Source organism: Curtobacterium sp. RM9 (assembly GCF_054956955.1).
In genome coordinates this window covers 510,946-535,799 of record NZ_CM143271.1, presented here as the reverse complement: position 1 = coordinate 535,799, position 24,854 = coordinate 510,946, and the positions used below count along the sequence as shown (strand labels likewise).

Below are 24,854 nucleotides of genomic sequence, written 5' to 3'. Positions count from 1 at the left end.
AGAGCCACGGAGGTCGATGCAGATCATGGGAGCAGGCAGGCCCGCGACCATCTACGACGTCGCCGCGCGCGCCGGCGTCTCGAAGTCCCTCGTCTCCCTCGTGCTGCAGCGCTCGCCCCGGGTGAGCGAGCAGCGCCGGGCGGCCGTGCTGCAGGCGATCCAGGACCTCGACTACCGCCCGTCGACGGCGGCCGTGTCCCTCGCCGGCACTCGCAGCCGCACGATCGGCGTCGTGCTCGACGACTTCCGGAACCAGTGGTTCGTCGACCTGCTCACCGGCCTGCGCGAGTCGCTGCAGGACCAGGGACACCGCCTCGTCGTCGCCGACCGGTTCCTCAACACGGGTCTCGACGTCTCCCCCGTCGAGGGTTTCCTCTCGATGCGCGTCGAGGGCATCGTGATCGCCGGCGAACCCGACACGGACCTCGCGATCCCCGCCTCGACGCCGCTCGTCATCGCCGGCGGCCGGGTCTCGATCCCCCGCGCGGACACGGTCGCGAACGACGACCGCGCCGGCGGCCGCATGGCGGCCGACCACCTGCTGGCCCTCGGACACCGACGGATCGGGTTCGTCGGGGCCAGGTCCGCCGCCTCGGACGAACGTCGGGCCGGTCTGGAGGAACGGATCGCCGCCGACACGACCGGTGCGTCCGTCGCGGTGTCGGTCCTCCCCGAGGAGCCCACCGAGGACGCCGGGGCCCGCGGCGTCGCCGCGCTGGTCGACGCCCACCCCGACGTCACAGCGGTGTTCGCCGCGAACGACGTGATGGCCCTCGGCGCGCTGTCCGAGCTCGCCTCGCGCGGGCTCCGGGTCCCCGAGGACGTGTCGGTCATCGGGTACGACGACACCCCGGTCGCGGCCTCGCGCTACGTCGGGCTGACGAGCATCGACGACCGGAGCGTCGACATCGGCCGGGGCGCGGGCGAGCGGCTGCTCGCGCGCATCGCGGACCCGGGTGCGCCGGCCACCGAGGTGCTCGTCGAGCCCCGGCTCGTGGCCCGGCGGACCACCGCCGCGCGCTGAGCGCGGCGCTCCCTCCGCTGCGCGTCCCTCAGCCGAGGTCGGCGTGCTGCGCGACCCACGCGTGCATGACGATCGCGGCGGCCGCCGAGGCGTTGATGCTCCTGGTGGACCCGAACTGCGTGATCTCGAGGTGGGCGTCCGCACCCGCGACGGCCTCGTCGGTGAGCCCGGGACCCTCCTGCCCGAACAGGAACACGCACCGCTCGGGGATCGCCGCCGTCTCGATGCGCTCGGCGCCCGACGTGTTGTCGATCGCGACCACCGGACGGCCCTCGTCCCGCATGGCTGCGAGGAACGTCTGCACGTCCGGGTGGTACCGGACGTGCTGGTACCGGTCGGTCACCATCGCACCGCGCTTGTTCCAGCGCCGTCGCCCGACGATGTGCACCGTGCCGGCGAGGAACGCGTTGGCGCTCCGGACGATCGACCCGATGTTGAGGTCGTGCTGCCAGTTCTCGATCGCCACGTCGAACGCGTGCCGGCGGGTGTCGAGGTCGGCCACGATCGCGTCCATCGACCAGTACCGGTAGTGGTCGACGACGTTCCGGGTGTCCCCCGTCGCGAGGAGCTCGGGGTCGAGCCGCGGGTCGTCGGGCCACGGCTGGGGGTGCGGGCCGACGCCGTGGGTGGTCGCCTCGTGCGTGAGTGGCAGGACGGGCTGCGCGGCGCTGTCCGCAGCGACGGCCGCTGGTGCTGCGCCGGCCGCCGGGGCTGCCGGTGACCCGCTGGCCGACGCATCCGGTCCGGACGGCTCGGCCACGGGGTCGGACGGGAGGCGCTCGGTCACGTGACCAGCGTAGGCCGCGTGCTGCGCGCCTCCCGTCCGGCGACCGTGGCCTGCAGGTCGGTCAGCCGAAGGGCAGGGCGGAGCGCGGGTCGGCGTGCGCGAGCACGACGACCGCGGCGGCCACGGCGACCGCGATCAGCCCCGCGGTGACCCACCGTCTGCAGAGCACCGTGGGGACGACTGCGAGCACGCCGAGGAACACCACGGCACCGAGCGCCCCGGTCACCGTGATCTGCGCGGCCTCGCGGGCGCGACCGCCGACGAACGCCTGGACCATCGTCACGACGACACCGATCCCGAGGCCCGCGGCGGCGAGGGACCCGACGACCCCGATCGTCAGCCAGAGCTCCGACGCCACACGCTCCGCACGACGGCGCGCCTGCTCTCGGGCCGACGGCAGGAGCGCGGCGACTTCGTCGGGGAGGGTCGGCAGCGCGAGGTACGTCCGGAGCGCGCGCCCGTCGTCGCTGCGGCGTGCGATGCGGGCGAGCATGACACGCTCGCGGTCGGTCAGGACCCCCGGTACGGACGCACCCCACCGGGCAGCCTGGTCCGGGTGTCCCGCGGCACGGTAGGTCTCGACGAGCGCGATCCGGTACGCGTGCTCGGACGGGGTCCGCACGGCGTGGGCGCGCAGCGAGTCCCACGCGGCGCGACGGTCCCCGCGGTCGAACGCCGTCCGGGCGTCGGCGACGACCTGTTCCGGAGCGCGACCCACGCGTCCGATCATGGCAGCAGTCCGGGCGGGCGCGGCGACCGTCAGCGGGCGGCCCGCACCTCGATGCCCGCGATCAGGACGTCGAGGCCGAGCTCGAACCGCACGTCGTACGAGTGCTCGCCGAGGATCTCCCCCACCAGCCGGTGCCGCTCCGGGCGCCCGGCGTCGGAGTCGCCCCGGCCGACGAGGACGCCCGCGTGCCCCACCACGAAGTCGTAGACGACGAAGAACGCGTACATCGCGTCCTGCTCGGACAGTCCGGCCTCGCACAGGGCCGCGACGACCTTCGCGACCACGGCGTCCGACTCCGACGAGACCAGCGGCGCGCGCTGGCTGTGCGACTCGAGCACGAGCGGGTGGGTCCGCATGAGGTCCCGGAACGTGCGGGCGAAGGTCCGGACGACCTCGTGCCACTCCGACGGCCAGACGAAGGTGGCGGTGAACTCGTCGACGGTGCGACGCACGAGCTCGGCGTGCAGGTCGTCGAGACCGCCGATCGTGCGGTGCACGGTCATCGGCGCGACCCCGAGCCGCGAGCCGAGCGCACGGAAGGACAACCGCTCGAGGCCGTCCTCGTTGGCGATGGCGGTCGCGGCGTCGATCACCTGGTCGCGGCTGAGCACGTTCGGACGGCCGCGGCGTCGTCGCTCGGGCTGCGACGCTGTCGAGGCAGCGGATCGGGGTGTGGTCGGGGTCCCTGGGTCGACGAGCACGTGGCCTCCTTGATCCGGTACGTGTCCCGAAAAGCCTACGCCAACACCGAACGTCACTCGGTGTCCGGGTGGCCGGAGACCGGTGGCCGGTAGGCTGGGCACATGGCGACCCGCGACGACGTCGAGTGCTGGCTGACCGACATGGACGGCGTGCTCGTGCACGAGAACCAGGCGCTGCCGGGGGCTCCCGAGCTCATCCAGCAGTGGCTCGACGAGGGCACCGAGTTCCTCGTCCTGACGAACAACTCGATCTTCACGCCGCGCGACCTCAGCGCACGACTGCGGAGCTCCGGGCTGCACGTCCCCGAGGAACGTATCTGGACGAGCGCGCTCGCGACGGCCGACTTCTGCCGCTCCCAGATGCCCGGCGGCTCGGCGTTCGTCATCGGCGAGGCCGGCATGACCACGGCGCTGCACGAGGCCGGCTTCATCATGACCGAGACCGCGCCCGACTACGTGGTGGTCGGCGAGACGCGGAACTACTCGTTCGAGGCGATCACGAAGGCCGTCCGGCTCATCCGCGACGGCGCACGGTTCATCGTGACGAACCCGGACGCCACCGGCCCCTCGGCGGAGGGCGTCCTGCCCGCCACGGGAGCGATCGCAGCCATGATCGAGAAGGCCACCGGCAAGCAGCCGTACGTCGTCGGCAAGCCGAACCCGATGATGTTCCGCTCGGCGATGAACCGGATCGGCGCACACTCCGAGAACACCGGCATGATCGGCGACCGGATGGACACCGACGTGCAGGCCGGCATCGAGGCCGGGCTCCACACCGTCCTCGTGATGACCGGCATCAGCGACCAGGCCGAGATCGACCGCTACCCGTTCCGCCCGAGCGAGGTCATCCAGGGCGTGCACGAGCTGGTCCGGACCGAGCCCGTCGAGGTCGAGCTCTAGTCGGTCGTCGTCTCGGCCCCGCCGACGGTCTGGAGGCGCGGCTCGCCCGCCTGCACCCCGAGGACCTCGCGGGCCGGTACCGTCCGCCACCGGCGCCGGAGGCGGCGCGGCCGGTCGTCCCGCCACGCGATCACCCCGCCCGCGACGACGCCGCACGCGAGCACCGCGAACGAGAGCAGCCCGAGGCCGCCCACCAGCACGATCCGGGAGGGGTCCGTGACGTCGGTCGTCGCCGACAGCGCGATGGAACCGAAGTCCCACGCGGCGTGCAGCAGCACGGGGGCGAGCAGGCTCCCGGTCAGCCGACGGGCGACGTACAGCGTCGAGCCGAACGACGCCGCGAACACGACCTGCACGAGCGTCGCCCCGAGGGTGGCCCCGGCGAGCGCGTTGAGCAGGTGCAGCAGCCCGAAGAGCACGCACGACGCGATCCACACGCCGAACTCCGGCAGGCGCCGCCGCAGGCCGACGAGCAGCACCCCGCGGGTGAGCAGCTCCTCGAAGAGGCCGACGAACAGCACGCCGAGGCCCAGCAGCAGGAAGTACCGCGGCGGCAGCGCTCCCCAGTCCACGAGCGGGAGCCGGGCCGCACACACCACGCCGACGAGCACCGGCGCGACCATCGTCCAGCGCAGGCGGGAGCGGTCCTGGTCGAGGACGGCGATCCGCCACCAGCCGAGGGCCGTCACGAAGACGCAGAGCACGGCGACCGCGATGCCCTCCGGGAGCACGAGCGCCCGGACGACGCTGTCCACCGTCTGCCCGAGGGACGGGTAGTCGTCGCTCGGTCGGGCTCGCCAGGCGCTCACCGCGGCGAAGGCCACGAGCGGGGCGAGGCCGAGCAGGAGCGAGGGCGGGACCGGCCAGCGGCGTCGGCGGGTGCGGGCAGCTGTGGTCACCCGCCGTTTGTACCATTGGGGCATGCGTCTGCCCTCCCTGTCCGTGATGGCCCGGAGTGGACACTGCACTACGGCGGTGGTCTGATGCGTCTGCCCTCCCTGTCCGTGATGGCGGAGGACTACGTCAAGCTCGTGTGGAAGTCCACGGAGCGCGGCGGTTCCGGGCTGGCGACCCGGGACATCGCCGCAGCGCTCAGGGTCTCGGCGTCCACCGTCTCGGGCAACCTCCGGAAGCTCGACCGTGACGGCCTCATCGAGCACACCCCCTACCACGGCGTCGTGCTCACCCCGCTCGGGCAGCAGGTCGCCGTGGCGATGGTCCGGCGGCACCGCCTCATCGAGACCTACCTCGTGCAGCGGCTCGGGTACTCCTGGGACGAGGTGCACACCGAGGCCGAGGCGCTCGAGCACGCCGTCTCGGAGACCTTCCTCGACCGCGTGGACGCCGACCTCGGGCATCCGACGCACGACCCGCACGGCGATCCGATCCCGCGCGCGGACGGCTCGGTGCCGGACTCCCCGGGCACGCTCCTCGGCGACGTGGAGCCCGGCACGTGCGGCACCGTCGACCGGGTCTCCGACGACGACCCGTCCCTGCTGCGCTACTTCGACGAACTCGGGGTGGGGCTCGGCACGCACCTGCGTGTGGAGCGGGTGCGGGACTACGCGGGCGTGATCACCGTCGCCCGCCGGTCCCCCGACGGCGAGGAGTCCCTCGTCGACCTGCCGGCCGCCGCTGCCGCCGCCATCTGGCTCGCCCCCGACGGCGACTGACCCGGCCCTCCCCGCTCCCCGGCGTCGCTCCTCCTGCGCCGAGCGGGCCATTTCTGTCACGCTCGGCGGCGCCACGCGGCGGATCCTGCCCGCGCGACGGAACGCACGCGGCGTGTTCTGCACGCTCGGCGAACGACGACCCGACGCCCGCCGTGCGCCCGCCGACCAGGCGCTACGCCGAAGGTGCGCCCGCCCGCCGGAACGGCGCCCGCAGCGCCGGCAGGACGTCCCGCCGGTTGACCCAGAACACGACGAGCGCCAGCACCACGTGCACCCCGCTGAGCACCCAGCGCCCGGTGGTGTCCGTCACGACGAACTGCACCGCGAACAGCGCGACCAGGGCGATCGCCGACCACCGGTGGAACCGCAGCGCGATGATGATCGCCACCCCGAGCAGGGTCTGCGACGCGGTCAGCATGAACTCCTCGACCTGCCGGCCGTCGAGCGGCAACCCGCCCGTGGTGCCTCCGCCGAGCACGTGCGCGATCGGCAGCGAGCCGACGAGCAGCGACCACTGGTTGACCTTCGAGGCGATGAGCGTCCCGATCGCGGCGCCGCCCATCCCCCGCAGGGCGAAGAGCGCAGCGACGATGAACTCGGGCGCCTCGGTCGCGAGCGGCGCGAGCCACTGCACGAGGAAGTAGCTGTCGATGCCGAGGGTGCTGCCGGACTGCACCAGGGCGTCGGCGAACGGCTCGGCGGACGCGAGGATCACCGCGGCGGCCACGACGAACAGCGCGACGATCGTCCACCGGCGCGGGCGCTGCCGCATCGAGGCGATGTTGCCCGCCATGCCGACAAGTTCCTCGTTCTCGTCGCCGTCGTCCGACACCTTCGACGCCCGCCAGAGGTAGGCGACGAACGCGGCGAGCAGCACGAACCCGAACCAGAGCGGGATCGAGCCCATCAGCGGGATGAGGAACGCCACGAGGGCGAGCAACGCGAGGAAGCCGATGTCCAGCCGCGAGGACCGCTCGAGCTCGAGCACCTTCGTGGCGACGGGCGGCAACGCGCCCGACCGGACGTACCGGCGGGCCACGAGCAGCGAGATCACGACGACGAGCGGCCAGCCGAACCCGAGCAGCAGTCGGTTCGAGCCGGTCATGTTGGCGGCGGCGAACTGCTCGTACGCCGCGTCCGACCCGGATCGGAACGCGTAGTACAGGTCGACCGCGTACTCGGGCAGCACGGCGATGAGCGCGAGGATCGCGATGGCGAGCGCGCCGGCGATGTCCTTCTGCGCCGCCTCCGCCGCCCAGGCGAGCAGGAACGAGGCCGCGACGACCGCGCCGCCGAAGACGAGCAGGTCGACGAGCGGGTCCGGAGCGAGGCCGCCGATGCGGAAGACCACGGCGGGCAGCGCGAGCACGATGCAGAGCGCGATGCGGGCCCAGGCGGTGCGGCCCATCCGCGCGGGCAGCGCGACGGCGTCAACGACGCGCGAGGGTGAGGTGTCGATCACGGGGGTGGTCCCTTGGTCGGGGCCGCACCGAAAGACGCGGGATGAGGATGCGCTTCGGCCACGGCGGAACGGCCGAAGGTCTCGCTCGCCCGCCGGGTGGGACCGCCGGGTGGTGCACCGGGCCGATCTTCGTGATGGCCAGTGTGTCGATGCACGCGCTGGGAGCTACTCCCCTTCGACACCCACCTTGGCGCGCTCCGATCGGCTCACGCAAGCGGATCGTGCCTGTTCGTCGCGCCGAATCCGGATCTTCCCCGACCCGCCCCGTCCCGGCCTGGAGGCACGGTGCGGGCCCGCCCCGCGCCTCCAGGCCGCAGGACGGGTCGCGTCTCAGCCGGAGGCGCGCTTGCTGCGCCCCAGCGCCATCTCGCGACGGGCGCGCTGCAGCGCGAGCGCGGACCCGGCGTCGGGGTCGTCGAGGAGCCGTTCGGTCTCCGCCGCGTGCTCGCGGACGGCGGGGTCGCGGCGCTCGCCGGCGTCGGCGAGGACCGGCCGGACGACCTCCTCCCCGAGCCCGACGAGGGCACGGCTCAACGCGAGGCGGGTGTCCTGGTCACCGTGTCCGAGCTCACGAGCGAGCCGCCGGGCGAGTGCGGGACGGGCCTCGACGGTTGCGAGCCGGACGGCAGCGCGCCACGCGGTTCGAACGACACCGGGGTCGACGTCCCCGAGGCGCTCCTCGACGAGGTCGAACACCGACGGGTCGAGGACCTTCGACAGCGTGTGGAGGGCCTGGGAGCGGGCCTGCGGCTCGGGGCGGTCGAGCTCGCGGACCACGCGGGGCACGACCTCGGCGGCGGGCAGCCGGACGGGCGCCCAGGTCAGCATCTCCCGCACCTGGAGGTCGGGTTCGACCGCGCAGCGCTCGACGAGGGCCTCGAGGTCGTCCGTCGTCGGCTCGGTGCCCGCGGCCATCACGGCACGGAGACGGACGGCGGGGCGCGGGTCGGCGAGGGCGTCGGTGAGCACGGTCATCCGTCCATCGAAACCCCTCAGCCTGCATGACACCAGGAGACGCCCGGTCCTGACCGCGACGGAGGGCGCGGGCATAGCGTGGACGAGACCAGTACCGCGACGAAAGGAATCGCCATGCCCCGCATCGGAACGAGCGACCTCACCGTGTTCCCCCTCGCCCTCGGCGGCAACGTCTTCGGCTGGACCGCCGACGAGCAGACCTCGCACCGGGTGCTCGACGCCTTCACCGGCGCCGGCGGCGACTTCGTCGACTCGGCCGACGTCTACTCCGCGTGGGCGCCGGGCAACGAGGGCGGCGAGTCCGAGCGGGTCATCGGTTCGTGGCTGCGGGCCTCGGGGAAGCGGGACGACGTCGTGATCGCGACGAAGGTCTCGCAGCACCCGCAGTACAGCGGACTGTCCGCATCGAACGTCGCCGCGGCGGCCCGCGCCAGCCTCGACCGTCTGGGCACGGACCGGATCGACCTCTACTACGCGCACTTCGACGACCAGGACACCCCGCTCGAGGAGACGGTCCGCGCGTTCGACCAGCTCGTCCGCGAGGGCCTGGTCCGTCACACCGCGATCTCGAACTACTCGCGGGAGCGTGCGGCGGAGTGGATCCGCATCGCGGAGGAGCACGGTCTCGCGAAGCCCGTCGCGATCCAGCCGCACTACAACCTCGTCACCCGCGAGCCGTACGAGTCGGAGATCGCACCGCTCGCCGCTGCGGAGCACCTCGGCGTCGTACCGTACTTCGCCCTCGCCGCGGGCTTCCTGACCGGCAAGTACCGCACTGCCGAGGACTTCGCCGGGAAGGACCGCGAGGGCCAGGTCAAGGGCTACTTCTCGGACGCGGGTCTCGCGGTCGTGGACGCCCTCGCCGGGATCGCCGAGGCGCACGACGCGGAGATCGCGACCGTGGCACTGGCGTGGCTGCAGGCACAGCCGGACGTCGTCGCACCGATCGCGAGCGCGCGGAACACCGAGCAGCTGCCGGCCCTCCTCGCGTCGGCCGACCTGCAGCTCGACGCCGAGGAGCTCCGCACCCTCGACGAGGTGTCGGCGCGCGTGCCCGCTGCCGGCTAGGCGGTCAGCTCGGGCCAGGCGTCCGGACCGCGCGGGTCAGGCGTCCGGACCGCTCGGGCCAGGCGTCCGGACCGCGCGGGTCAGGCGTCCGGGGCGAGCGACCCGGTCAGCGTCCGCCCCGAGGACCGCGTGACGAAGCACGACAGGAACCGGTTCCCCTGGTCCCACGTCGCCTGGTCCGGGGCGTACGACCCCTGCACCTGGACGTCCCCGTACGCCGCAGCCGCGGTGGTGTCGAGCGCCTCGGTGGCCTGGCAGCGCGACGCCGCCTGCGTCGCCAGGGCCTCGGCACCGGGCCACCGCTGCGACGCGACCTCGAGACGCGCGGTGAGTTGCGCGAGGTGCGCGGCCGCGCAGTCTACGACCGTGTAGGTCTCCGCCCAGGCGTTGCTGAACGGCGAGAGGCACTCGCCACCGGCGAGCTCGTTCCACGCGTGCTCGCCGGGCGCGGCGGGCGTCGTCGCGAAGGTCAGCGTCCGCTGCTCCGCGGGAGCGGCGGACGTCGCGGCCTCGGGCTCGGCGCTGGTGGTCGGCGTCGACGAGGGCTGCACCGAGGCTGCCGCGGTCTTCGTCGGTGCCGGGGTGTGCTCCTCGATGGTGTTGCCGAGGATCCACCTGGTCAGCGCGAAGACGGCGACGAGCAGCACGACGATCAGGGCGACCGCGCCCCAGATCAGCAGGAGCTTGCCCCGTCGTCCCTCGTTCCGGAGTCGGGCGAAGCCCTCGTTGATGAAGTTGTCACGCCCGTCGTCGTCCCCGGCGCCGGAGCCCGACGCACGGGGCGCGGACGACTGCGCCGCGACCGCGGGGGTCGCACCGACGGCAGGGCGCGCAGCACCCGCCGCACCCACAGGTCCCGCCGCGCCCGCGGCACTCGCGGCCCCCGCGGCCCCCGCGGCGGGCATCATCCGTGTGCCAGTGTCCCCCGGGTCGTAGCCGGTGTCGCCGAGCTGTCCGACGGCCTCGGTGCCGAACAGGTCCTTGATGGCACTCGTGTCACTCGTCTCACGGCCGTCCCACTCGGACTGGTCGAGGTCATCGGGAGCGTTGGCGGGCAGGCGCTCGGGAGCGTCCTCCGCACGACCGACGTGCTCGTCCGGTCCGCGCAGGCCCGTCACGGCGTCGAGGTCCTGTCCCACCGCGGGCGGCAGCTGCGCCGGGTACTGCGCGTCCGCAGCGACAGCGGCAGCGGGCTCCACGAGCGGCGGTGCCGCGGTCGGCGGGACGGTCGCCTCGGGCTCGGCCCACCACTGCGACGTCTCGTCGGACGACCCGGTGACCGGCATCGCGGTGGTCGGTGCGTCGGACTGGAGGCGCGGGGTCGCGTCCGCGCCGTCGCCCGCCTCGACGCCGGGTGCCGCCGCAGGGGCGTCGCCCGCCGGGGCAGCGTCGGCACCGGGCACAGCGGCTCCGGCAGCACGAGCACCGTCGTCACCGGCACCCGCACCAGCGGCAGCACCGGTACCGGCGACGCCGAGCGCCGCCGCCGTGGCACCGGCGGCCGGCAGCCCGTACCCGGGCGTGGGAACCTCGCCCGAGACCACGTCGTCGTCGTCCTCGGCCGCGAGCGACCACGACCCCGTCCCGAGCGTGGTCGTGTCGAACGGGTCGGAGGTCAGCGTCGCCGGGACCTCGCCGGCCTCGTCGTCGCGGATCGCCCAGTCGAAGGGCCGCTCCGCACCGCCGACAGCGGCCTCGACGCCGCCGTCGCCGATGCGCAGGAGTTCGGTGAAGCTCGGCGGCTCGTCGGCAGTGGGCAGCACGCTCTCGACGCCGAGCGGCTGCTGCGCGGCAGCCTCGACCTGCTGGGCGATCGGTCCGGTCGGGGCCGGTGCCGGTGCCGGCTGCGAGCCGGTCGCCCGGCCGAGCCAGTCCACGTCGCTGCGGCCCTGGCCGAACGGGTCGACGCGACGGCGCTCGTCGTCGACGGCGCGGTTCTCGGCTGCGCGCTGGTCGCGGTGGGTCTGCGCGGTCGGGAGCGCGATCGACGACGGGTGTTGCGCCGTGCTGGTCGGCGGGACCGGGGCAGCCTTCGGGATGCGGTCGGAGAGGGTCTCGCGCTCGTGCTCGATCGCGGCCTGCGGGTTCTCGGTCGGCGCGGCCAGCTGCTCGGGCATCGAGATGGCCTGCGTGGCGCCGGCGTCGTCCACCGGTTGTTCGGGCTCGAACGGCTCCGGGAGCGGTTCGCCAGTCTCCCGAGCGGCCTTCTCGGCCTCGCGACGCTCGCGTCGGGACGGCCACTCGTCGGCCGAGCGGGGAGCGCCGAAGATGTCGGCGGCACTGCGGAGACCGTGGAAGGGAGCGTCCGTGTCGGACGCGCGCCGTGCCTCCAGACCGTCGTCCCCGTCTCCGGGAGCCGCGGTGCCGTCGGGCTCGCGCGCGTCGTCCGGACGCTCCCCGCTCACGCGCTCAGCCCCAGGTCGGCCAGCCCGATCGCCGCGAGGTACGGGTACCCGGCGGCCTCGATCTTCTCCTTCGCCCCGGTGTCGCGGTCCACCACCACGGCCACTGCGGCGATGATCGCGCCCTCACGCTCGAGCGCCTCGGCGGCCTTGAGCGGCGAACCGCCCGTGGTGGAGGTGTCCTCGAGCACGACGACCCGCTTGCCGCGGACGTCCGGACCCTCGACCTGCTTGCCGCGGCCGTGGTCCTTCGGCTCCTTGCGCACGACGAAGGCATCGTAGGTGAGTCCGCGCTGCGCCGCCTGGTGCAGCACGGCGCTGGCGATCGGGTCGGCCCCCATCGTGAGTCCGCCGACGGCCGAGACGTCCGGCACCTCGGCGATGAGGTCGGTCATCACCTGCCCGATGAGCGGCGCGACCCGGTGGTCGAGGCTCACCTTGCGGAGGTCGATGTAGTAGGTCGCCTGCTTCCCGCTCGTGAGCGTGAAGTCCCCGTGGAACACCGCCTCGTCGGTGATGAACTGGATCAGCTGGTCGCGCGCGTCGGTCACAGCCCACCAGGGTAGTCGCTCGGGCCCTCGGGGCGCTGCCCCTCGCGTGGGGTCGGCACCGAGCCGCGCTGGGTACGCTCCGCAGCATGCCCACCGCCGTCCGCCCCGGAACCGAGGTGGCGCCGGACGACAGCCGCCTCCGTCGGCGCGGACGGCTCGCCGCCGTCGGACGGGAGGCGCTGGGCGCCCTGGTCGCGCTGGCCCTGTCCGTCATCGCCCTCCGCCACCTCCTGGGGACCGACCGGGTCGCCCTGCTCTGGTACGACGGCGACTCCGTCCTGCTGCCGCTCGTCGAACGCTCGATCCGGCTCGGGCAGCCGTTCGAGTGGGCGATGTCCCCCGCGTTGTTCTTCTTCCCGGAACTGCCCGTCTACCTGCTCTGCTCGCTGGTCACCGCCACACCGCAGCAGGCCCTCGCGCTGAACGGCGTCCTCGTGCTGCTCGCCGTGTACGCCCTGCTCCGGGCTGCGGCGAACGAGCTGATGCCAGCGGCCCGGCGATCGGCGCGCATCGCGGTGAGCGCGCTGGCGGTGGGACTGCTGACGCTGACGGTCCTCACCGAGTCGAGCGGGACGGCGACCTCGCTCGAACTCGCGTCCCTGCTGCTCACGACCACGTACTACTACGGGGTGGTGCTCGCGATGCTCGGCACCGCGGTGCTCGTGCTGCGGGCCGTCCGGGTCGACCGGGCCTCGCCGACGGTCGTCGTGGTGCTCGGCCTCGTCGCCGCGTGCACGACGGCCTCGAACCCGCTCTACGTGCCGTGGTCCGCCGGTCCGGTTGTCGCCACGCTCCTGCTCCTCGTGCTCGCGCGCCGGGTGCCGCGCCGCGTCGCCGTCGTGCTCGGCGTGACGCTCGCCGCCGGGTCCACCATCGGGTACCTGCTCCGGATCCCGCTGCGGCCGTTCGTGTCCCTCGACCCGTCGTCCTACGTGCACCCGGAACGGGCCGCCGACACCCTCCGGTTCTTCGCCGCCCTCACCGACGACCGCGCGGCGTCGGGGCTCGGCGACGCCGGGCTGCTGCTCGTGTTCGGCGGGGTGCTCGTCGCGGTCGGCGGCACGGTCTGGGCGTGGCGGGTGCGGACCTCGCGCACGGTGCTCGTCGCGACCGCGCTGCCCGTGGTCACCGTCGTCGCGGTCAGCGTCGGCGTGGTCCTCGCCGGGTCGGACACGCCCCGCTACCTCGAGCCGGTCGTCACGGCACCGTTGCTCGCGGTCGTCGCGGTCGGCGAGCTCGTCCGCACCGCGGTGCACGGCACCCGCGTCCACCGTCCGCGCCGTGGGCTCCGCGTGGTGCTCGCGGTCGCGGGCGCCCTCGTCCTGGTCGCCGGTGCCGCCACCGCACCGGGCACGGTCCGGACCGTGGTCGACGCCCGCTCGTCCGGTGCCGCGTGCCTCGACCGGTGGGCGGACGGCCGACAGGTCACCGGCGTCGGACAGTTCTGGACCGTGCGTCCCCTCGCCGCGTACGCCGCCGACGACGTCGAGCTGCTGCAGGTCCGGGACACGTTCGACACCTACCCGTGGCTGGTGGACCTCGGCGCCTACCGCGACGCCCGGCCCACGTTCGTCGTGATCGGCGCGAACGACCTGTGGACGACGGCGGTGGAGGACTCCCTCGGCCGCCCGGCCACCATCACGCACTGTCGGGGCTTCGACATCCACGACTACGCGGGCACGCCGGGCGCCGCGGTGCTGCAGCGGGACGTGGTCCAGAGCGCGGACCGCATCCTCCGCGAGCGGGGCTTCTGACCACTGCTCCCGACCCGCGCCCAGACGACGATCGGTCGTCTCGGTTCTCCACAGCGGCGCGCCGACGGTCTGACAGGCCTGTACGGATGTATAGGCTCGACCCCGTGACTCGCCCCACCAGCCACCGCGCCACGCGTGCCACCGTCCGTCTCCGTCTCGCCGCCACCGCCCTCGCGCTGTCGGGCCTGCTCGGCACGGTGGTGCTCGACGCGCCCACCGCGAGCGCTGCGACGTACCCCTCGTGGGACGAGGTGATGGCCGCCCGGGGCCAGGAGTCCGCCAAGCAGAGCCAGATCACCGAGATCCGCGGCATCATCGACGGGCTCTCCCAGAAGGTGCGCGCGGCCGAGGCCGAGGCCGAGCGACTCGGCACCGTGTTCTTCGCGGCGCAGAAGGACGCGCAGGACGCGGCCGAGCGTGAGCAGCGACTCCGCGCCGACGCTGACGAGCACGCCGAGGTCGCGGCGCAGAGCGCGGCGCAGGCCGGTCAGTTCGCCGCGCAGATGGCCCGCTCCGGCGGTGCAGACGTCACCGCCTCGGTCATCACCGGGGGCGAGGACGCCCGCGACCTCCTCTACGACCTCGGTGCGCTGAGCAAGCTGTCCGAGCAGGCCGAGCGCGTCGAGGCCGCGGCGACGAACGACGCCGCGGTGGCGAGCTCCCTCACGGCGCAGGCGGACCGCGCGGCCGAGGCGCTCGACGACCTCGCGGCCGAGGCCGAGCGCAAGATGCAGGAGTCCCAGGCGGCGGCGGACAAGGTGCAGGCCGCCTACGACGAACAGCAGAGCAACAAGGCCCGGCTCGACGCCCAGCTCGCGACCCTGACGTCCGGCCGTGTCCGGACCGAGGCGGAGTTCGCCAAGGGCGAGGCGATCCGCAAGGCGGCGGAGGAGAAGGCCGCTCGCGACGCGTACCTCCGGGCGCTGGCGGCGGCGCAGGCAGCCCCGGCGTCGGGCGGCGGCTCGGTCGGTGGCGGTTCGTCCGGCGGCGCCGGGGGCGGCGGCTCGGTCGGCTCCGGGTCGGGGTCCGGTTGGGTCCGACCCGCGGGCGGCTACGTCATCAGCCCGTACGGGTACCGGGTCCACCCGATCACCGGCGTGGTCACGAAGCACGACGGACTCGACCTGACGAGCGGCTGCTCGACACCGATCGTGGCGGCGGCCTCGGGCACGGTCGACTACGTCGGTTGGTACGGCGGGTACGGCAACTACGTGCGGATCAGCCACGCCGGCGGCGTGCAGACCGCGTACGGCCACATCGTCAACGGAGGTTTCCGGGTGTCCCCGGGGCAGCGCGTGTCCGCCGGGCAGCTCATCGCCCTCGTGGGTTCGACGGGCGCCTCCACCGGGTGCCACACGCACTTCGAGGTGCACACCGGCGGCGTGACGATCGACCCGGCACCGTTCATGGCGAACCGCGGCGTGCGCTTCTGACCCACTCCGCGGGGCGTTCGCGGGCGCGGGTCAGCGCACGCGGACCTCACGGCCGGAGCCGGCACCGCCGCGGGCGATCTCGAGCAGCACCGGCAGCCGGTCCCCGAGCAGGCCGTCGAGGTCCGTGACGATCCCCTCCACCGCCGTCACCAGGTCTCGCGGTGCCGCCCCACGCCGAGGGTGCACGCGGATGCGGACCGCGCGGACACCCTGCACCCGGTACACGTCGACGGCGAGCGACGCCACCGCCGGCAGCGCCCCGACCGCCGACGACAGCGCCTGCTGGAGCGCGGCGGCCTCGATCCGGACCGAGCCCGCGACGCCCGACGCCGACCCGTCGTCCTCGACCACAGTCCCGGTCCGCCCACCGCCGATCGTGGTGAGCACGACCAGCGCGAGGACGGCGAGGACGACCCCGCTGCCGAGTACCCACGTCCAGGCCGACACCGACGAGGCCCGGTCGGCGTCGGTTCCGAGGACGCCGGCTGCCGACGCGTGGTGCATCCACGCGGACGACGCCGTGGGCACCGTCTCCACGAGGACGGCTGCGACCCCGGCGACGAGCAGCACCAGACCGACGAGCACGAGGACCGTCCGGCCGAGCACCCGGTTCGTGGCGTTCACCCGTCCACCCGCCCGCTCGGCTGCACCCGCACCCGCGAGGTGAGCGGCGGTCGCGCGTCGACCGCGTCGAGTTCGGTCGCGACGGCGTCGGCGGCGGCGACCGCGGGGACGTCGACCCCGGCGGCCGGGCGGAGCACCACCTCGACCGTGCGGCGCCCGACGGAACCGACGACCGCGTCCGGGCCGAGGCGCGTGACGGAGCGGGCTGCGCGTGCGGCGGCGGAGGCGAGCACCTCGTCGTCGACGACCACGGCGAGCCGGTCCGACGTCATCGTGTGACGGGGTCGGCGCTGCGGCAGGAGGCCGCGGAGCACCAGGAACAGCCCGAGGACCGCCACGACGGCGGCGACACCGACGACGGCGGTCGTGTCGAGGTCGCGCGGGGCCCGGACCGCCGCGTCCACCACGCCGCGCGGGTCGACCCCGAGCAGGCGCTGGTCGAGCAGGACGAGGGCGGCAGCGGTGATCGCGGCCGCGGCGACGACGAGGAGCAGCAGCACCGCGAGGACCACCGTGCCGGACCGGGACCGGTGGGTGGCGCGGCGGAGCACCCGCCGGTACACCCTGGCGTGCACGGGCGTCGTCGGCGCCGCGGGGTCACGGTGTCCGGGGAACCCCTCGGCCACGGTCTGCCGTGCCCGGTCGACGCCGCTCACCGCAGCCGACCCGGCGCAGCGACGACCGACGACGAGAAGGTGACGGTGACGCGCTGCACCTGTCGGCCGGTGATGACCCTGAGCCGCTCGGCGATCACCGCCCGCGCCCGGTGCGCCGTCACGAGCACGGGCTCGTCGGGGAGTGCGTGGGTGCCGAGCACGGGCAGGGTGAGCGGGGCGGTGATCTCGACCGCCAGCGCACCGTGACCGTCGTCGGCGACCCGGGCACGCGCATGGCGGACGGGCACCCGGAGCGCCTCGGCTGCGACTGCTTGCGCGGTGTGGGTGAGGGCCGCCGGCGCGATGCGGTCGGACCCGGCCACGACGGCCGCGCTCACGACGAGCTCCGGCGTCCGCGCAGCACGTCCGCGAGTCGACGCAGGTCGAGGTCGCCCGACACGATCCGGCCGACCAGACCGCCCACGAGCATGAACACCGCGACCACGACGAACGCCCAGAAGCCGAGCGTGACGGCGACGATCCCGAGGACCGCCCCGACGAGCGTGCCGACGACGGTGGCGCTCATCGGACGCGGCGATCCGACTCGGTCGCCGGCGCGTCGGGCACTGGGACGTCGACGTCGACGATCGCGACGTTCACCTCGGTGACCTCGAGGCCGACGAGGTCGGTGACGGCGTCCGCCACGGCCGCGCGTACAGCGTCCGCCACGGTCTGCATCGGCACGGGGTAGTCGACCACGATCGTGACGTCGACCGCGGCCTGCGTCTGGCCGACCTCGACGCGGATGCCCTGGCCGAGGGCGGTCGAGCCGACCGCGTCGCGGATGGCGCCGAACGCGCGGGCGGCGTTGCCGCCGAGTGCGTGCACGCCCGGCACGGCACGTGCGGCGATGCCGGCGACCTTCGCCACGACGGCGTCGTCGATGATCGTGCGGCCCGCCGCGGTGACCTGCATCGTCGTGGTCCCGGTGGTGTCCGGTCCGTCGACCGGGTTCGTCGTCGTCATCACTGCCTCCGTTGCCGTCGTCGTTCGCTGGACCGGTGGTCCGCCTCCAGGGAACACCACGGTGCGGGTGGGTGCTCGGAACGTGCACGCGGCGCGGCGTCCGAGTGGCGCCGGGTAGGTTCGATGCCATGCGCGTGGCGACCTGGAACGTGAACTCCGTCCGCACCCGAGTGGGGCGGATCGTCGACTGGCTGGTGCGCGAGGACGTCGACGTCCTCGGCATGCAGGAGATCAAGTGCAAGCCGGAGCAGTTCCCGGTCGAGGCGTTCGAGGCGGCGGGCTACCAGGTGGAGGCGCACGGCCTGAACCAGTGGAACGGCGTCGCGTTCGCCAGCCGTCTGCCCATGGAGGACGTCACGCGGGACTTCCCCGGGCAACCGGGCTTCCTCAAGGGACACGAGGGACCGGACCTGCCGGTCGAGGCCCGGGCGATGGGCGTCACCGTGGACGGTGTGCGCCTCTGGAGCCTCTACGTGCCGAACGGCCGCGAGCTCGGCGACCCGCACTACACGTACAAGCTCGACTGGCTCGCCCAGCTCGCGGACCGCACCGCCGAGTGGATCGCGGCCTCGCCGGAGACGCCGCTCGCGCTCATGGGCGACTGGAACGTGGCCCCGCTCGACGCCGACGTGTGGGACATGGCGGTCTTCGAGGGCGCCACGCACGTCAGCGAGCCGGAGCGTGCCGCCTTCCGCGAGTTCGAGGCCCGCGGGCTGCAGGACGTCGTGCGGCCGATCGTGCCGGACGGGTACACCTACTGGGACTACAAGTCGCTCCGCTTCCCACGGAACGAGGGCATGCGGATCGACTTCGTGCTCGGCTCCGAGGCGTTCGCCGACGTCGTGTCGGACGCGCGCATCCACCGTGACGAGCGGAAGGGCGATGCGCCGAGCGACCACGTGCCGGTGTCGGTCGACCTCGACCTCGAGACGTCCCTCGACGACGACCGCCCGATGATCTTCTGACGCGCGCACGGCGTGCGGACCAGGGGCACTGCCCACGCGCGCGGGCGGGTGGAGCACGCCCCGCCGTCCACGTGACGACCCACCGGACGGGAGGCGCGGTGCCCGCCCGCCCCGCGCCTCCCGTCCGACCACCCACCGGGCGGGAGGCACGGTGCCCGCCCGCCCCGTGCCTCCCCTCCGACGCCTGCCGCGCCGCCACCCCGCTGCGAGCGGGCAAGACACGCCGCCGGCGGTCCGCCGAGCGGGCAGAACCCGTCGCCCCTGACCGCCGAACGTGACAGAAGAGGCCCGCTCGCGGAGCGAGCCAGCCAGCCCGCCCACCCGCCCGCCCCTACGGGTGCAACAGCGCCGCCACCACGACGAGCACCGGCACGGCCCCGATCGTCGTCACGAGCACCACGTCCCGCGCCACCGGCACCGCCGCTCCGTACCGCTGCGCGTAGTTGAACACGTTCTGCGCCGCCGGCAGCGCCCCGAGGGTCGTCAGCACGAAGACGTCCTGGTCGCCGAGCCCGAACAGGTACCGGGCGACCACGAACGCGACGACCGGCATCACCACGAGCTTGAACGCCGACGCGACGACGACGTCCGCACGGATCGCCGGGTCCCGCAGCGGAGCGGAGCCGTGCAGGCCCATGCCGAACGACAGCAGCACGACCGGTACAGCGGCTGCCCCGACGAGGGAGAACGGCTCGAGCACGGGATCGGGCAGTCGCAGCCCGGTGGCCGAGCAGACGAGTCCGAGCAGCGATGCGATGATGATCGGGTTCCGGAACGGCCCGGAGATCCGACGCCAGCGGCTGCCGCCCGCCGCGGTCGCGGTGTCGAGCACGGTGAGCGCGATCGGTGCGAGGACGACCAGCTGCAGCAGGATGACCGGAACGACCGCGGTGGCCTGCCCGAGCACGTAGACCGCGACCGGCAGCCCGATGTTGTTCGCGTTCACGTACGACGACGCCAGCGCACCGATCGTGGTGGTCGCTGCCGACCGGCGGAGCACCACGCGGAAGACGAGGGCGGCGACCGCGGCGACGGCGACCGCGCTGACCAGCGACACCCAGAGCATCGGCGACAGCAGCGAGGCGATGTGCGCCGTGGCGATCGTGTGGAAGAGCAGGCACGGCATGAGCACGAAGAACGCGAGCCGACTCATCACGAACTGCGCGTGCGGTCCGAGCAGCCCGGTGCGCCCCACGACGTACCCGGCAGCGATGATCGCGCCGATGATCGCGAACCCGGTCAACACGCCACCCATCGCCCCCATCCTCGCACCCGCACGACATGTGACGTCGTACAGGCCGGAAATGCCTGCGCCCTGCGTACCGTTGCACGCACCATGACCTCGACGCCCTCCACCACGCTCTCGCGATCGACCGACTCCAGCCAGCCCCTGGTCCCGCTCCTCGAGGAGCGCTGGAGCCCGCGCTCCTACGACGAGACCGCGACCGTCTCGGACCAGCAGCTCGACGCCGTCCTCGAGGCCGCACGCTGGGCCGCGTCCGCGATGAACCACCAGCCGCGCCGCTTCGTCGCCGGCCGCCGTGGCACCGAGACGTTCCGCAAGATCACCGACAACCTGCTCGGCTTCAACGCCGCGTGGGCGTTCCGGGCGAGCGCGCTCGTCGTCGGCATCCTCGAGACCGTGACGGAGGACGGCGAGGCCCGTCCGTTCGCGCAGTACGACCTCGGCCAGTCGCTCGCCGCGCTGACCGTCCAGGCGCACGCCGAGGGGCTGCACGTGCACCAGATGGCGGGCATCGACGCCGAGGGCCTGCGCGCGGCGTTCGACCTGCCGGAGCGCCTCCTGCCGTTCACGGTCACGGCGATCGGCACGGTCGCGGACCCGTCGCAGCTCGACGACAAGGCCGCCGAGCGCGAGGTGGCACCGCGCACCCGCCTCCCCCTCGACGAGGTCGTCCTGGTCAAGGAGTAGCCGAGGCACGCGGCGGACCGCGCGCCGATCGACGGCCGGGCCCTCGGGTCCGGCCGTCGGCGTATCCTGGTGCAACATGCAACACGAGATGAACTTCTACACCCGCAAGTGGGTCCGCCCCGAGGACCTCAACGCCAACGGCACGCTCTTCGGTGGCAGCCTCCTCCGCTGGATCGACGAGGAAGCTGCCGTGTACGCGATCATCCAGCTCGGCAACGGCAAGGTCGTCACGAAGTACATGTCCGAGATCGAGTTCGTCTCCTCCGCGAAGGAGGGCGACATCGTCGAGATCGGGCTCGTCGCCACCCGGTTCGGCCGGACGTCGCTCACGATGCGCGCCGAGGCCCGGAACCTGTTCACGCACCAGAGCATCCTGACGATCGACGAGGTCGTGTTCGTGAACCTCGACGAGGACGGCAACCCGGCACCGCACGGGTACACCGACATCACGTATGCGCGCGACCGGGTGCCGACCACCCACCGGGCCTGACAGAATCGGGGGCATGACCACGCCCCGCCTCGTCGCCTTCGACCTGGACGACACGCTCGCCCCCTCGAAGTCCGCACTCGACCCCCGCATGCTCGAGACCTTCGCGTCCCTGCTCGAGGTCGTCCCCGTGGCGGTCATCTCCGGCGGCAACTTCCAGCAGTTCGAACAGCAGCTCGTGACGCCGCTCCGCCGCCGGGCGGACCTCGTCCTCGACGACCTCCACCTCCTCCCGACCTGCGGCACCGCGTACTACCGCTGGGCCGGCGACGACTGGGCCCTGCAGTACGCCGAGGACCTCACGGACGACCAGAAGGCTCGCGCCCTGTCCGCGGTCGAGGCGCAGGCGAAGGACGCCGGGTACTGGGAGTCGGAGACCTGGGGCGACATCCTCGAGGACCGCGGCTCGCAGATCACCTTCTCCGCGCTCGGCCAGGCCGCACCGGTGGACGTCAAGAAGCAGTGGGACCCGACCGGCGCGAAGAAGGACGACCTCCGCCGGCGCGTGCAGGCCGAGCTCCCCGACCTCGAGGTCCGCTCCGGCGGCTCGACGAGCGTCGACATCACCCGCAAGGGCATCGACAAGGCCTACGGCATGCAGCGCCTCGCCGAGATCACCGGCATCGCGCTCGACGACATGCTCTTCGTCGGCGACCGGCTCGACCCCGAGGGCAACGACTACCCGGTCAAGGCGCTCGGCGTCCCCTGCCACGCGGTGGAGGGCTGGGAGGACACCGACGCGTTCCTGGCGGAGCTGATCCCGACCCTGCGCTGACGCGCACCCACCGGTCAGGAGGCGCGGGGCGGGCCCGCCCCGCGCCTCCAGACCGCCGTCTGGTCGCCCACAGGGCCTCCGGAACGGCTCAGGGGATGCTGCGGACCGCCTCGATGAACGCGCGGACCTTCGCGACGTCCTTGACGCCGCGCTCGGACTCGACACCGCTCGACACGTCCACGCCGTCGGGGTCGAGCGCCTCGATCGCCGCGACGACGTTGGCGGGGGTGAGCCCACCGGCGAGGATCCACGCCTCGTCCACGCGTCCGGCGAGCGTCGACGGCTCGACGAGCCGACCGCTGCCCGGCACCGCGGCGTCGAGCAGGAGCAGGTCGTGGTCGTACGCGGCGCGCTGCTCGGGGGTCTCGCGCAGGTAGTCCTCGGCCGCGACGGCGCGGATGGTGAAGAACCCGGCGTCACGGGCACGGGCGAAGTCGGTCGCGGCCTCGCCGCCGTGGAGCTGGAGCGTCGTGAGTCCGACCGCGGACGCGATGCCCACGACCTCGTCGATCGGCTGGTCGCGGAAGACCCCGACGGCGTCGATGCCGTCGGGCAGCCGTTCGACGAGCTCCTTCGCCAGGTCGGCCGTCACCGTGCGGGGGCTGCCGGCCGCGAAGACGAACCCGACCGCGTCGGCTCCCGCGTCGACGGCGACGTCCACCGTCTCCGGGGTCGACAGGCCGCAGATCTTGATCCATCGCTGGTCGGTCATGCCGTCCATCCTGCCAGGGACCCCGGGGCGCGTGCTGTCTCGGCGCGGATCAGTGGAGCGTGCCTGCGACGTACGACGCCGTGCAGGCCAGCAGCACGCCGACGGTCGCGAACGTACCGACGAGCACGTTCCGGCGGCGCCAGCGGGTCGCGACGACGAACGTGCCGCGCTTCGCGTGCCGGTGCGCCGCGCGGTGCATCCGGTGCGCCCGCTTGTGCTCCTCGCGCGCGGGGCCGAGCGGCACCGGCCCGGTGATCTGGGTCGAACCGCCGCGCAGGGCGCTCGCGATGGCGACGGCGGTCGGTCGACGGGCGGGGTCGCGCGCGGTCATGTCCGCGAGCAGCGCACGCCACTCCGGAGCGATGTCGTCGGGGATCTCCGGGTCGCGGCGGAGCCGGGCGAGGGCGGCCTCGATCAGGGTGCCGGAGTACTCCTGCTTGCCGGTGATCGCCTCGAGCAGCACGAGGCCGAGCGAGTAGACGTCGGTGGCGAAGCCGATCGGTTCCCCGGCGACCTGCTCCGGGCTGAGGTACGCCGCCGTGCCGATGATCGTGCCGTCGTTCGTCAACCGGGAGCCGTCCACGAAGTGTGCGACACCGAAGTCGGTGAGCTTGACCGTCCGGGCGAAGCCGGCGGAGCCCTCGTCGCCCATCAGGATGTTCGCGGGCTTCACGTCGCGGTGCACGATCCCGCGCGAGTGCACGTAGCCGAGGGCGTCGGCCAGCTGGGCACCGAGGTCCGCGACCTCGTAGTTGTGCATCGCGCCCTCGGCCAGTCGGCGGAGCAGCGTCGTGTCAGCGATCAGCTCCATCACGATGAACCGGTGCGGACCGTCGTCGAACTCGTGGGTGCCGGCGTCGTACAGCGGCACGAGGCCCGGGTGCGACAGCATGCTGAGCAGCCGGATCTCGCGCTCCTGGCGGACCCGGTCGGCGGTGGTCATCGAGTCCGGCGTCGCGAAGAGCTTGACGGCGACGGCGCGGTAGGTGTGCTCGTCGCGGGCCTCGTAGACGGACCCCATCCCACCCGTCCCGATGAGCTTGACGAGGCGGTACCGGCCCGAGAGGACGGTCTCCGTCCGTGCGCCGTCGAGCAGGGTCATGGTGGTGTCGATCCGTCTGGAGCCTGGTGCAGCACGGCGAATGCCGGCGTGATGACTCACCTCGTACGGTACGCGTCCCATGACCGGATCGGGCGCGCGTTATGACATCGTGATGGGGGACATCTTCCCGCTCCTTCCCCGAGTTCATGCGGATGCATCGGGGTACGGTCGGCGGTTCCAGGTGTGAGCGTTCACACGCAGAACTGCGCAAGGAGGATGACATGGCACTGTCGAAGGGCGAGAAGGTCCACTGGAACACCTCGCAGGGGAAGACGACGGGCAAGACGGTCGAGAAGAAGACGAAGGACTTCACGTTCGACGGTCAGGACTTCAAGCCGACGGACGACGACCCGTACTGGATCGTCGAGTCGGAGAAGTCGGGCAACAAGGCCGCGCACAAGGAGTCGGCGCTGACCAAGGCCTGACGGCAGTCAGTCGTTCGCGGGCGTCGCGCGACGGCGCCCGCGGGCTGGTGCCGTCCGCTCCGCCTTCTGTGCCCGGGCCCGGCGGACGCGTCGGACCACGAACGTCACGACGACCACCGCGATCGCGACGTAGAGCACCCGGTCGATCCACTCCGTGTACTGCTCGACCTTGTCGTACTGCGTGCCGAAGGCCGCCCCGAGGAGCACGAGCGCACTGTTCCAGATCCCGCTCGCGATGATCGTGAAGACCGAGAACGTGCCGAGGTGCATCCGGTCGGCGCCGGCCGGCAGGGAGATCAGGCTGCGGACGATCGGCACGAAGCGGCCGAAGAACACCGCGCTCTTGCCGTGCCGGTGGAACCAGGCCGCGGCCTTCCGGAAGTCGTCCTCGTCGACCAGGGGCAGCTTGCCGAGCCAGCGGGTCGTGCGCTCGAAGCCGATCACCGCCCCGAGCCAGTAGAGCACGAGCGCCCCGAGGTACGACCCGAGCGTCGCGAGCAGCAGGACGAGCACCAGGTTCATCCGCCCGGCACCGGCGAGGAAGCCGGCCAGCGGCAGGATCACCTCGGAGGGGATCGGCGGGAAGACGGTCTCGACGAACAGCATGAGCGCGACACCCCACTCCCCCAGGGCGTCGATGAGCTGCAGGACGAGCCCCGACAGCCCGCCCATGTCGGGGTCGCTCGCGGCGACGGTCGTGGTCCGGGCGGGAACGGCCAGGGCAGTCGTCATCCGTCGATCATGGCTGA

Annotated in this window: 28 protein-coding genes; 11 read left to right on the top strand and 17 right to left on the bottom strand. The window is 73.3% G+C overall.

Annotated elements, in window-relative coordinates; translation table 11 throughout:
• Nucleotides 1–16: 16 nt before the first annotated feature.
• A complete protein-coding gene (locus tag ACY3FI_RS02600) occupies nt 17–1,024 on the top strand; it encodes a LacI family DNA-binding transcriptional regulator (RefSeq protein WP_462549177.1) in 1,008 nt (335 codons plus the stop codon).
• A 28-nt stretch (nt 1,025–1,052) separates the two neighbouring features.
• Here ACY3FI_RS02600 and ACY3FI_RS02595 read toward each other — a convergent pair whose 3' ends face one another.
• From ACY3FI_RS02595 to ACY3FI_RS02585, 3 genes are all read right to left on the bottom strand, one after another.
• Nucleotides 1,053–1,676, bottom strand: coding sequence for a TrmH family RNA methyltransferase (locus tag ACY3FI_RS02595; RefSeq protein WP_462550393.1), 624 nt, complete (start codon nt 1,674–1,676; stop codon nt 1,053–1,055).
• Nucleotides 1,677–1,872: 196 nt separating this feature from the next.
• Nucleotides 1,873–2,529 carry a hypothetical protein gene (locus ACY3FI_RS02590; RefSeq protein ID WP_462549176.1) on the bottom strand — a complete coding sequence of 219 codons (657 nt, stop codon included), beginning with the start codon at nt 2,527–2,529 and terminating at the stop codon, nt 1,873–1,875.
• Nucleotides 2,530–2,570: 41 nt separating this feature from the next.
• Nucleotides 2,571–3,242 carry a TetR/AcrR family transcriptional regulator C-terminal domain-containing protein gene (locus ACY3FI_RS02585; protein WP_462549175.1) on the bottom strand — a complete coding sequence of 224 codons (672 nt, stop codon included), beginning with the start codon at nt 3,240–3,242 and terminating at the stop codon, nt 2,571–2,573.
• A 102-nt stretch (nt 3,243–3,344) separates the two neighbouring features.
• Here ACY3FI_RS02585 and ACY3FI_RS02580 point away from each other — a divergent pair, with 102 nt between their 5' ends.
• Nucleotides 3,345–4,142: an HAD-IIA family hydrolase gene (locus ACY3FI_RS02580; RefSeq protein ID WP_462549174.1), complete on the top strand. Its 798-nt coding sequence runs from the start codon at nt 3,345–3,347 to the stop codon at nt 4,140–4,142.
• Here the strand turns inward: ACY3FI_RS02580 and ACY3FI_RS02575 are convergent.
• Nucleotides 4,139–5,041: a CPBP family intramembrane glutamic endopeptidase gene (locus ACY3FI_RS02575; RefSeq protein WP_462549173.1), complete on the bottom strand. Its 903-nt coding sequence runs from the start codon at nt 5,039–5,041 to the stop codon at nt 4,139–4,141. The two genes, ACY3FI_RS02580 and ACY3FI_RS02575, sit on opposite strands and share 4 nt — an antisense overlap.
• 84 nt (nt 5,042–5,125) lie before the next feature.
• Here ACY3FI_RS02575 and ACY3FI_RS02570 point away from each other — a divergent pair, with 84 nt between their 5' ends.
• Nucleotides 5,126–5,815, top strand: coding sequence for a metal-dependent transcriptional regulator (locus ACY3FI_RS02570; protein ID WP_462549172.1), 690 nt, complete (start codon nt 5,126–5,128; stop codon nt 5,813–5,815).
• Between the two features lie 172 nt (nt 5,816–5,987).
• Here the strand turns inward: ACY3FI_RS02570 and ACY3FI_RS02565 are convergent, their stop codons facing one another.
• Nucleotides 5,988–7,277 (bottom strand): calcium:cation antiporter family protein, encoded by a 1,290-nt coding sequence (locus ACY3FI_RS02565; protein WP_462549171.1) that lies wholly within the window; start codon nt 7,275–7,277, stop codon nt 5,988–5,990.
• A 330-nt stretch (nt 7,278–7,607) separates the two neighbouring features.
• Nucleotides 7,608–8,252 (bottom strand): HEAT repeat domain-containing protein, encoded by a 645-nt coding sequence (locus ACY3FI_RS02560; RefSeq protein ID WP_462549170.1) that lies wholly within the window; start codon nt 8,250–8,252, stop codon nt 7,608–7,610.
• A 114-nt stretch (nt 8,253–8,366) separates the two neighbouring features.
• Between ACY3FI_RS02560 and ACY3FI_RS02555 the strand changes: the two genes are divergently transcribed.
• Nucleotides 8,367–9,320, top strand: coding sequence for an aldo/keto reductase (locus tag ACY3FI_RS02555; protein ID WP_462549169.1), 954 nt, complete (start codon nt 8,367–8,369; stop codon nt 9,318–9,320).
• An 80-nt stretch (nt 9,321–9,400) separates the two neighbouring features.
• Here ACY3FI_RS02555 and ACY3FI_RS02550 read toward each other — a convergent pair whose 3' ends face one another.
• Both ACY3FI_RS02550 and pyrE read right to left on the bottom strand, forming a co-directional pair.
• On the bottom strand, nt 9,401–11,725 hold the full coding sequence (locus ACY3FI_RS02550; RefSeq protein WP_462549168.1) for a septum formation family protein: 2,325 nt from the start codon (nt 11,723–11,725) through the stop codon (nt 9,401–9,403).
• On the bottom strand, nt 11,722–12,273 hold the full coding sequence (gene pyrE / locus ACY3FI_RS02545; RefSeq protein ID WP_462549167.1) for an orotate phosphoribosyltransferase: 552 nt from the start codon (nt 12,271–12,273) through the stop codon (nt 11,722–11,724). The genes ACY3FI_RS02550 and pyrE overlap by 4 nt, the downstream gene beginning before the upstream one ends.
• 86 nt (nt 12,274–12,359) lie before the next feature.
• Between pyrE and ACY3FI_RS02540 the strand changes: the two genes are divergently transcribed.
• Entirely contained in the window at nt 12,360–14,027 is a 1,668-nt protein-coding gene (locus ACY3FI_RS02540; protein WP_462549166.1) for a hypothetical protein, read from the top strand.
• Between the two features lie 104 nt (nt 14,028–14,131).
• Nucleotides 14,132–15,460: a peptidoglycan DD-metalloendopeptidase family protein gene (locus ACY3FI_RS02535; RefSeq protein WP_462549165.1), complete on the top strand. Its 1,329-nt coding sequence runs from the start codon at nt 14,132–14,134 to the stop codon at nt 15,458–15,460.
• Nucleotides 15,461–15,490: 30 nt separating this feature from the next.
• On the opposite strand, the gene ACY3FI_RS02530 is transcribed toward ACY3FI_RS02535, so the two are convergent.
• From ACY3FI_RS02530 to ACY3FI_RS02510, 5 genes are read right to left on the bottom strand one after another with little or no spacing between them, the layout of a single operon-like run.
• Nucleotides 15,491–16,084 carry a hypothetical protein gene (locus ACY3FI_RS02530; protein ID WP_462549164.1) on the bottom strand — a complete coding sequence of 198 codons (594 nt, stop codon included), beginning with the start codon at nt 16,082–16,084 and terminating at the stop codon, nt 15,491–15,493.
• Nucleotides 16,081–16,740 carry a hypothetical protein gene (locus ACY3FI_RS02525; protein ID WP_462549163.1) on the bottom strand — a complete coding sequence of 220 codons (660 nt, stop codon included), beginning with the start codon at nt 16,738–16,740 and terminating at the stop codon, nt 16,081–16,083. The genes ACY3FI_RS02530 and ACY3FI_RS02525 overlap by 4 nt, the downstream gene beginning before the upstream one ends.
• A complete protein-coding gene (locus ACY3FI_RS02520) occupies nt 16,737–17,078 on the bottom strand; it encodes a hypothetical protein (RefSeq protein WP_462549162.1) in 342 nt (113 codons plus the stop codon). The genes ACY3FI_RS02525 and ACY3FI_RS02520 overlap by 4 nt, the downstream gene beginning before the upstream one ends.
• On the bottom strand, nt 17,075–17,266 hold the full coding sequence (locus tag ACY3FI_RS02515) for a DUF2273 domain-containing protein (RefSeq protein WP_462549161.1): 192 nt from the start codon (nt 17,264–17,266) through the stop codon (nt 17,075–17,077). The genes ACY3FI_RS02520 and ACY3FI_RS02515 overlap by 4 nt, the downstream gene beginning before the upstream one ends.
• Nucleotides 17,263–17,706 carry an Asp23/Gls24 family envelope stress response protein gene (locus ACY3FI_RS02510; protein ID WP_462549160.1) on the bottom strand — a complete coding sequence of 148 codons (444 nt, stop codon included), beginning with the start codon at nt 17,704–17,706 and terminating at the stop codon, nt 17,263–17,265. Before ACY3FI_RS02510 ends, ACY3FI_RS02515 begins: the two co-directional genes overlap by 4 nt.
• Nucleotides 17,707–17,834: 128 nt before the next feature.
• Here ACY3FI_RS02510 and ACY3FI_RS02505 point away from each other — a divergent pair, with 128 nt between their 5' ends.
• Nucleotides 17,835–18,671, top strand: a complete 837-nt coding sequence (locus ACY3FI_RS02505) for an exodeoxyribonuclease III (RefSeq protein WP_462549159.1) — start codon at nt 17,835–17,837, stop codon at nt 18,669–18,671.
• 331 nt (nt 18,672–19,002) lie between these two features.
• Here the strand turns inward: ACY3FI_RS02505 and ACY3FI_RS02500 are convergent, their stop codons facing one another.
• Nucleotides 19,003–19,926 carry an AEC family transporter gene (locus tag ACY3FI_RS02500; RefSeq protein WP_462549157.1) on the bottom strand — a complete coding sequence of 308 codons (924 nt, stop codon included), beginning with the start codon at nt 19,924–19,926 and terminating at the stop codon, nt 19,003–19,005.
• 81 nt (nt 19,927–20,007) lie between these two features.
• On the opposite strand from ACY3FI_RS02500, the gene ACY3FI_RS02495 reads away from it, so the two are divergent.
• From ACY3FI_RS02495 to ACY3FI_RS02485, 3 genes are all read left to right on the top strand, one after another.
• Nucleotides 20,008–20,604: a nitroreductase family protein gene (locus ACY3FI_RS02495; protein ID WP_462549156.1), complete on the top strand. Its 597-nt coding sequence runs from the start codon at nt 20,008–20,010 to the stop codon at nt 20,602–20,604.
• A 76-nt stretch (nt 20,605–20,680) separates the two neighbouring features.
• Complete coding sequence (locus tag ACY3FI_RS02490; protein ID WP_462549155.1) at nt 20,681–21,094, top strand: acyl-CoA thioesterase; 414 nt, start codon at nt 20,681–20,683, stop codon at nt 21,092–21,094.
• A gap of 13 nt (nt 21,095–21,107) precedes the next feature.
• Nucleotides 21,108–21,866 (top strand): HAD-IIB family hydrolase, encoded by a 759-nt coding sequence (locus tag ACY3FI_RS02485; protein ID WP_462549154.1) that lies wholly within the window; start codon nt 21,108–21,110, stop codon nt 21,864–21,866.
• Nucleotides 21,867–21,954: 88 nt separating this feature from the next.
• On the opposite strand, the gene ACY3FI_RS02480 is transcribed toward ACY3FI_RS02485, so the two are convergent.
• Entirely contained in the window at nt 21,955–22,578 is a 624-nt protein-coding gene (locus ACY3FI_RS02480; RefSeq protein WP_462549153.1) for a phosphoribosylanthranilate isomerase, read from the bottom strand.
• A 49-nt stretch (nt 22,579–22,627) separates the two neighbouring features.
• Nucleotides 22,628–23,680: a serine/threonine-protein kinase gene (locus ACY3FI_RS02475; RefSeq protein WP_462549152.1), complete on the bottom strand. Its 1,053-nt coding sequence runs from the start codon at nt 23,678–23,680 to the stop codon at nt 22,628–22,630.
• A gap of 221 nt (nt 23,681–23,901) precedes the next feature.
• On the opposite strand from ACY3FI_RS02475, the gene ACY3FI_RS02470 reads away from it, so the two are divergent.
• Nucleotides 23,902–24,105 carry a hypervirulence associated TUDOR domain-containing protein gene (locus ACY3FI_RS02470; protein ID WP_462549150.1) on the top strand — a complete coding sequence of 68 codons (204 nt, stop codon included), beginning with the start codon at nt 23,902–23,904 and terminating at the stop codon, nt 24,103–24,105.
• Nucleotides 24,106–24,111: 6 nt separating this feature from the next.
• On the opposite strand, the gene ACY3FI_RS02465 is transcribed toward ACY3FI_RS02470, so the two are convergent.
• Nucleotides 24,112–24,837 carry a DedA family protein gene (locus ACY3FI_RS02465; protein WP_462549149.1) on the bottom strand — a complete coding sequence of 242 codons (726 nt, stop codon included), beginning with the start codon at nt 24,835–24,837 and terminating at the stop codon, nt 24,112–24,114.
• Between the last annotated feature and the right edge of the window lie 17 nt (nt 24,838–24,854).

Bases quoted from the DNA above. Each gene is read 5' to 3' on its own strand.
- ACY3FI_RS02600 (WP_462549177.1), top strand. From the start codon at position 17: ATGCAGATCATGGGAGCAGGCAGGCCCGCGACCATCTACGACGTCGCC.
- ACY3FI_RS02580 (WP_462549174.1), top strand. From the start codon at position 3,345: ATGGCGACCCGCGACGACGTCGAGTGCTGGCTGACCGACATGGACGGC.
- ACY3FI_RS02570 (WP_462549172.1), top strand. From the start codon at position 5,126: ATGCGTCTGCCCTCCCTGTCCGTGATGGCGGAGGACTACGTCAAGCTC.
- ACY3FI_RS02560 (WP_462549170.1), bottom strand. From the start codon at position 8,252: ATGACCGTGCTCACCGACGCCCTCGCCGACCCGCGCCCCGCCGTCCGT.
- ACY3FI_RS02555 (WP_462549169.1), top strand. From the start codon at position 8,367: ATGCCCCGCATCGGAACGAGCGACCTCACCGTGTTCCCCCTCGCCCTC.
- ACY3FI_RS02540 (WP_462549166.1), top strand. From the start codon at position 12,360: ATGCCCACCGCCGTCCGCCCCGGAACCGAGGTGGCGCCGGACGACAGC.
- ACY3FI_RS02515 (WP_462549161.1), bottom strand. From the start codon at position 17,266: ATGAGCGCCACCGTCGTCGGCACGCTCGTCGGGGCGGTCCTCGGGATC.
- ACY3FI_RS02510 (WP_462549160.1), bottom strand. From the start codon at position 17,706: ATGACGACGACGAACCCGGTCGACGGACCGGACACCACCGGGACCACG.
- ACY3FI_RS02505 (WP_462549159.1), top strand. From the start codon at position 17,835: ATGCGCGTGGCGACCTGGAACGTGAACTCCGTCCGCACCCGAGTGGGG.
- ACY3FI_RS02500 (WP_462549157.1), bottom strand. From the start codon at position 19,926: ATGGGTGGCGTGTTGACCGGGTTCGCGATCATCGGCGCGATCATCGCT.
- ACY3FI_RS02495 (WP_462549156.1), top strand. From the start codon at position 20,008: ATGACCTCGACGCCCTCCACCACGCTCTCGCGATCGACCGACTCCAGC.
- ACY3FI_RS02490 (WP_462549155.1), top strand. From the start codon at position 20,681: ATGCAACACGAGATGAACTTCTACACCCGCAAGTGGGTCCGCCCCGAG.
- ACY3FI_RS02485 (WP_462549154.1), top strand. From the start codon at position 21,108: ATGACCACGCCCCGCCTCGTCGCCTTCGACCTGGACGACACGCTCGCC.
- ACY3FI_RS02480 (WP_462549153.1), bottom strand. From the start codon at position 22,578: ATGACCGACCAGCGATGGATCAAGATCTGCGGCCTGTCGACCCCGGAG.
- ACY3FI_RS02475 (WP_462549152.1), bottom strand. From the start codon at position 23,680: ATGACCCTGCTCGACGGCGCACGGACGGAGACCGTCCTCTCGGGCCGG.
- ACY3FI_RS02470 (WP_462549150.1), top strand. From the start codon at position 23,902: ATGGCACTGTCGAAGGGCGAGAAGGTCCACTGGAACACCTCGCAGGGG.
- ACY3FI_RS02465 (WP_462549149.1), bottom strand. From the start codon at position 24,837: ATGACGACTGCCCTGGCCGTTCCCGCCCGGACCACGACCGTCGCCGCG.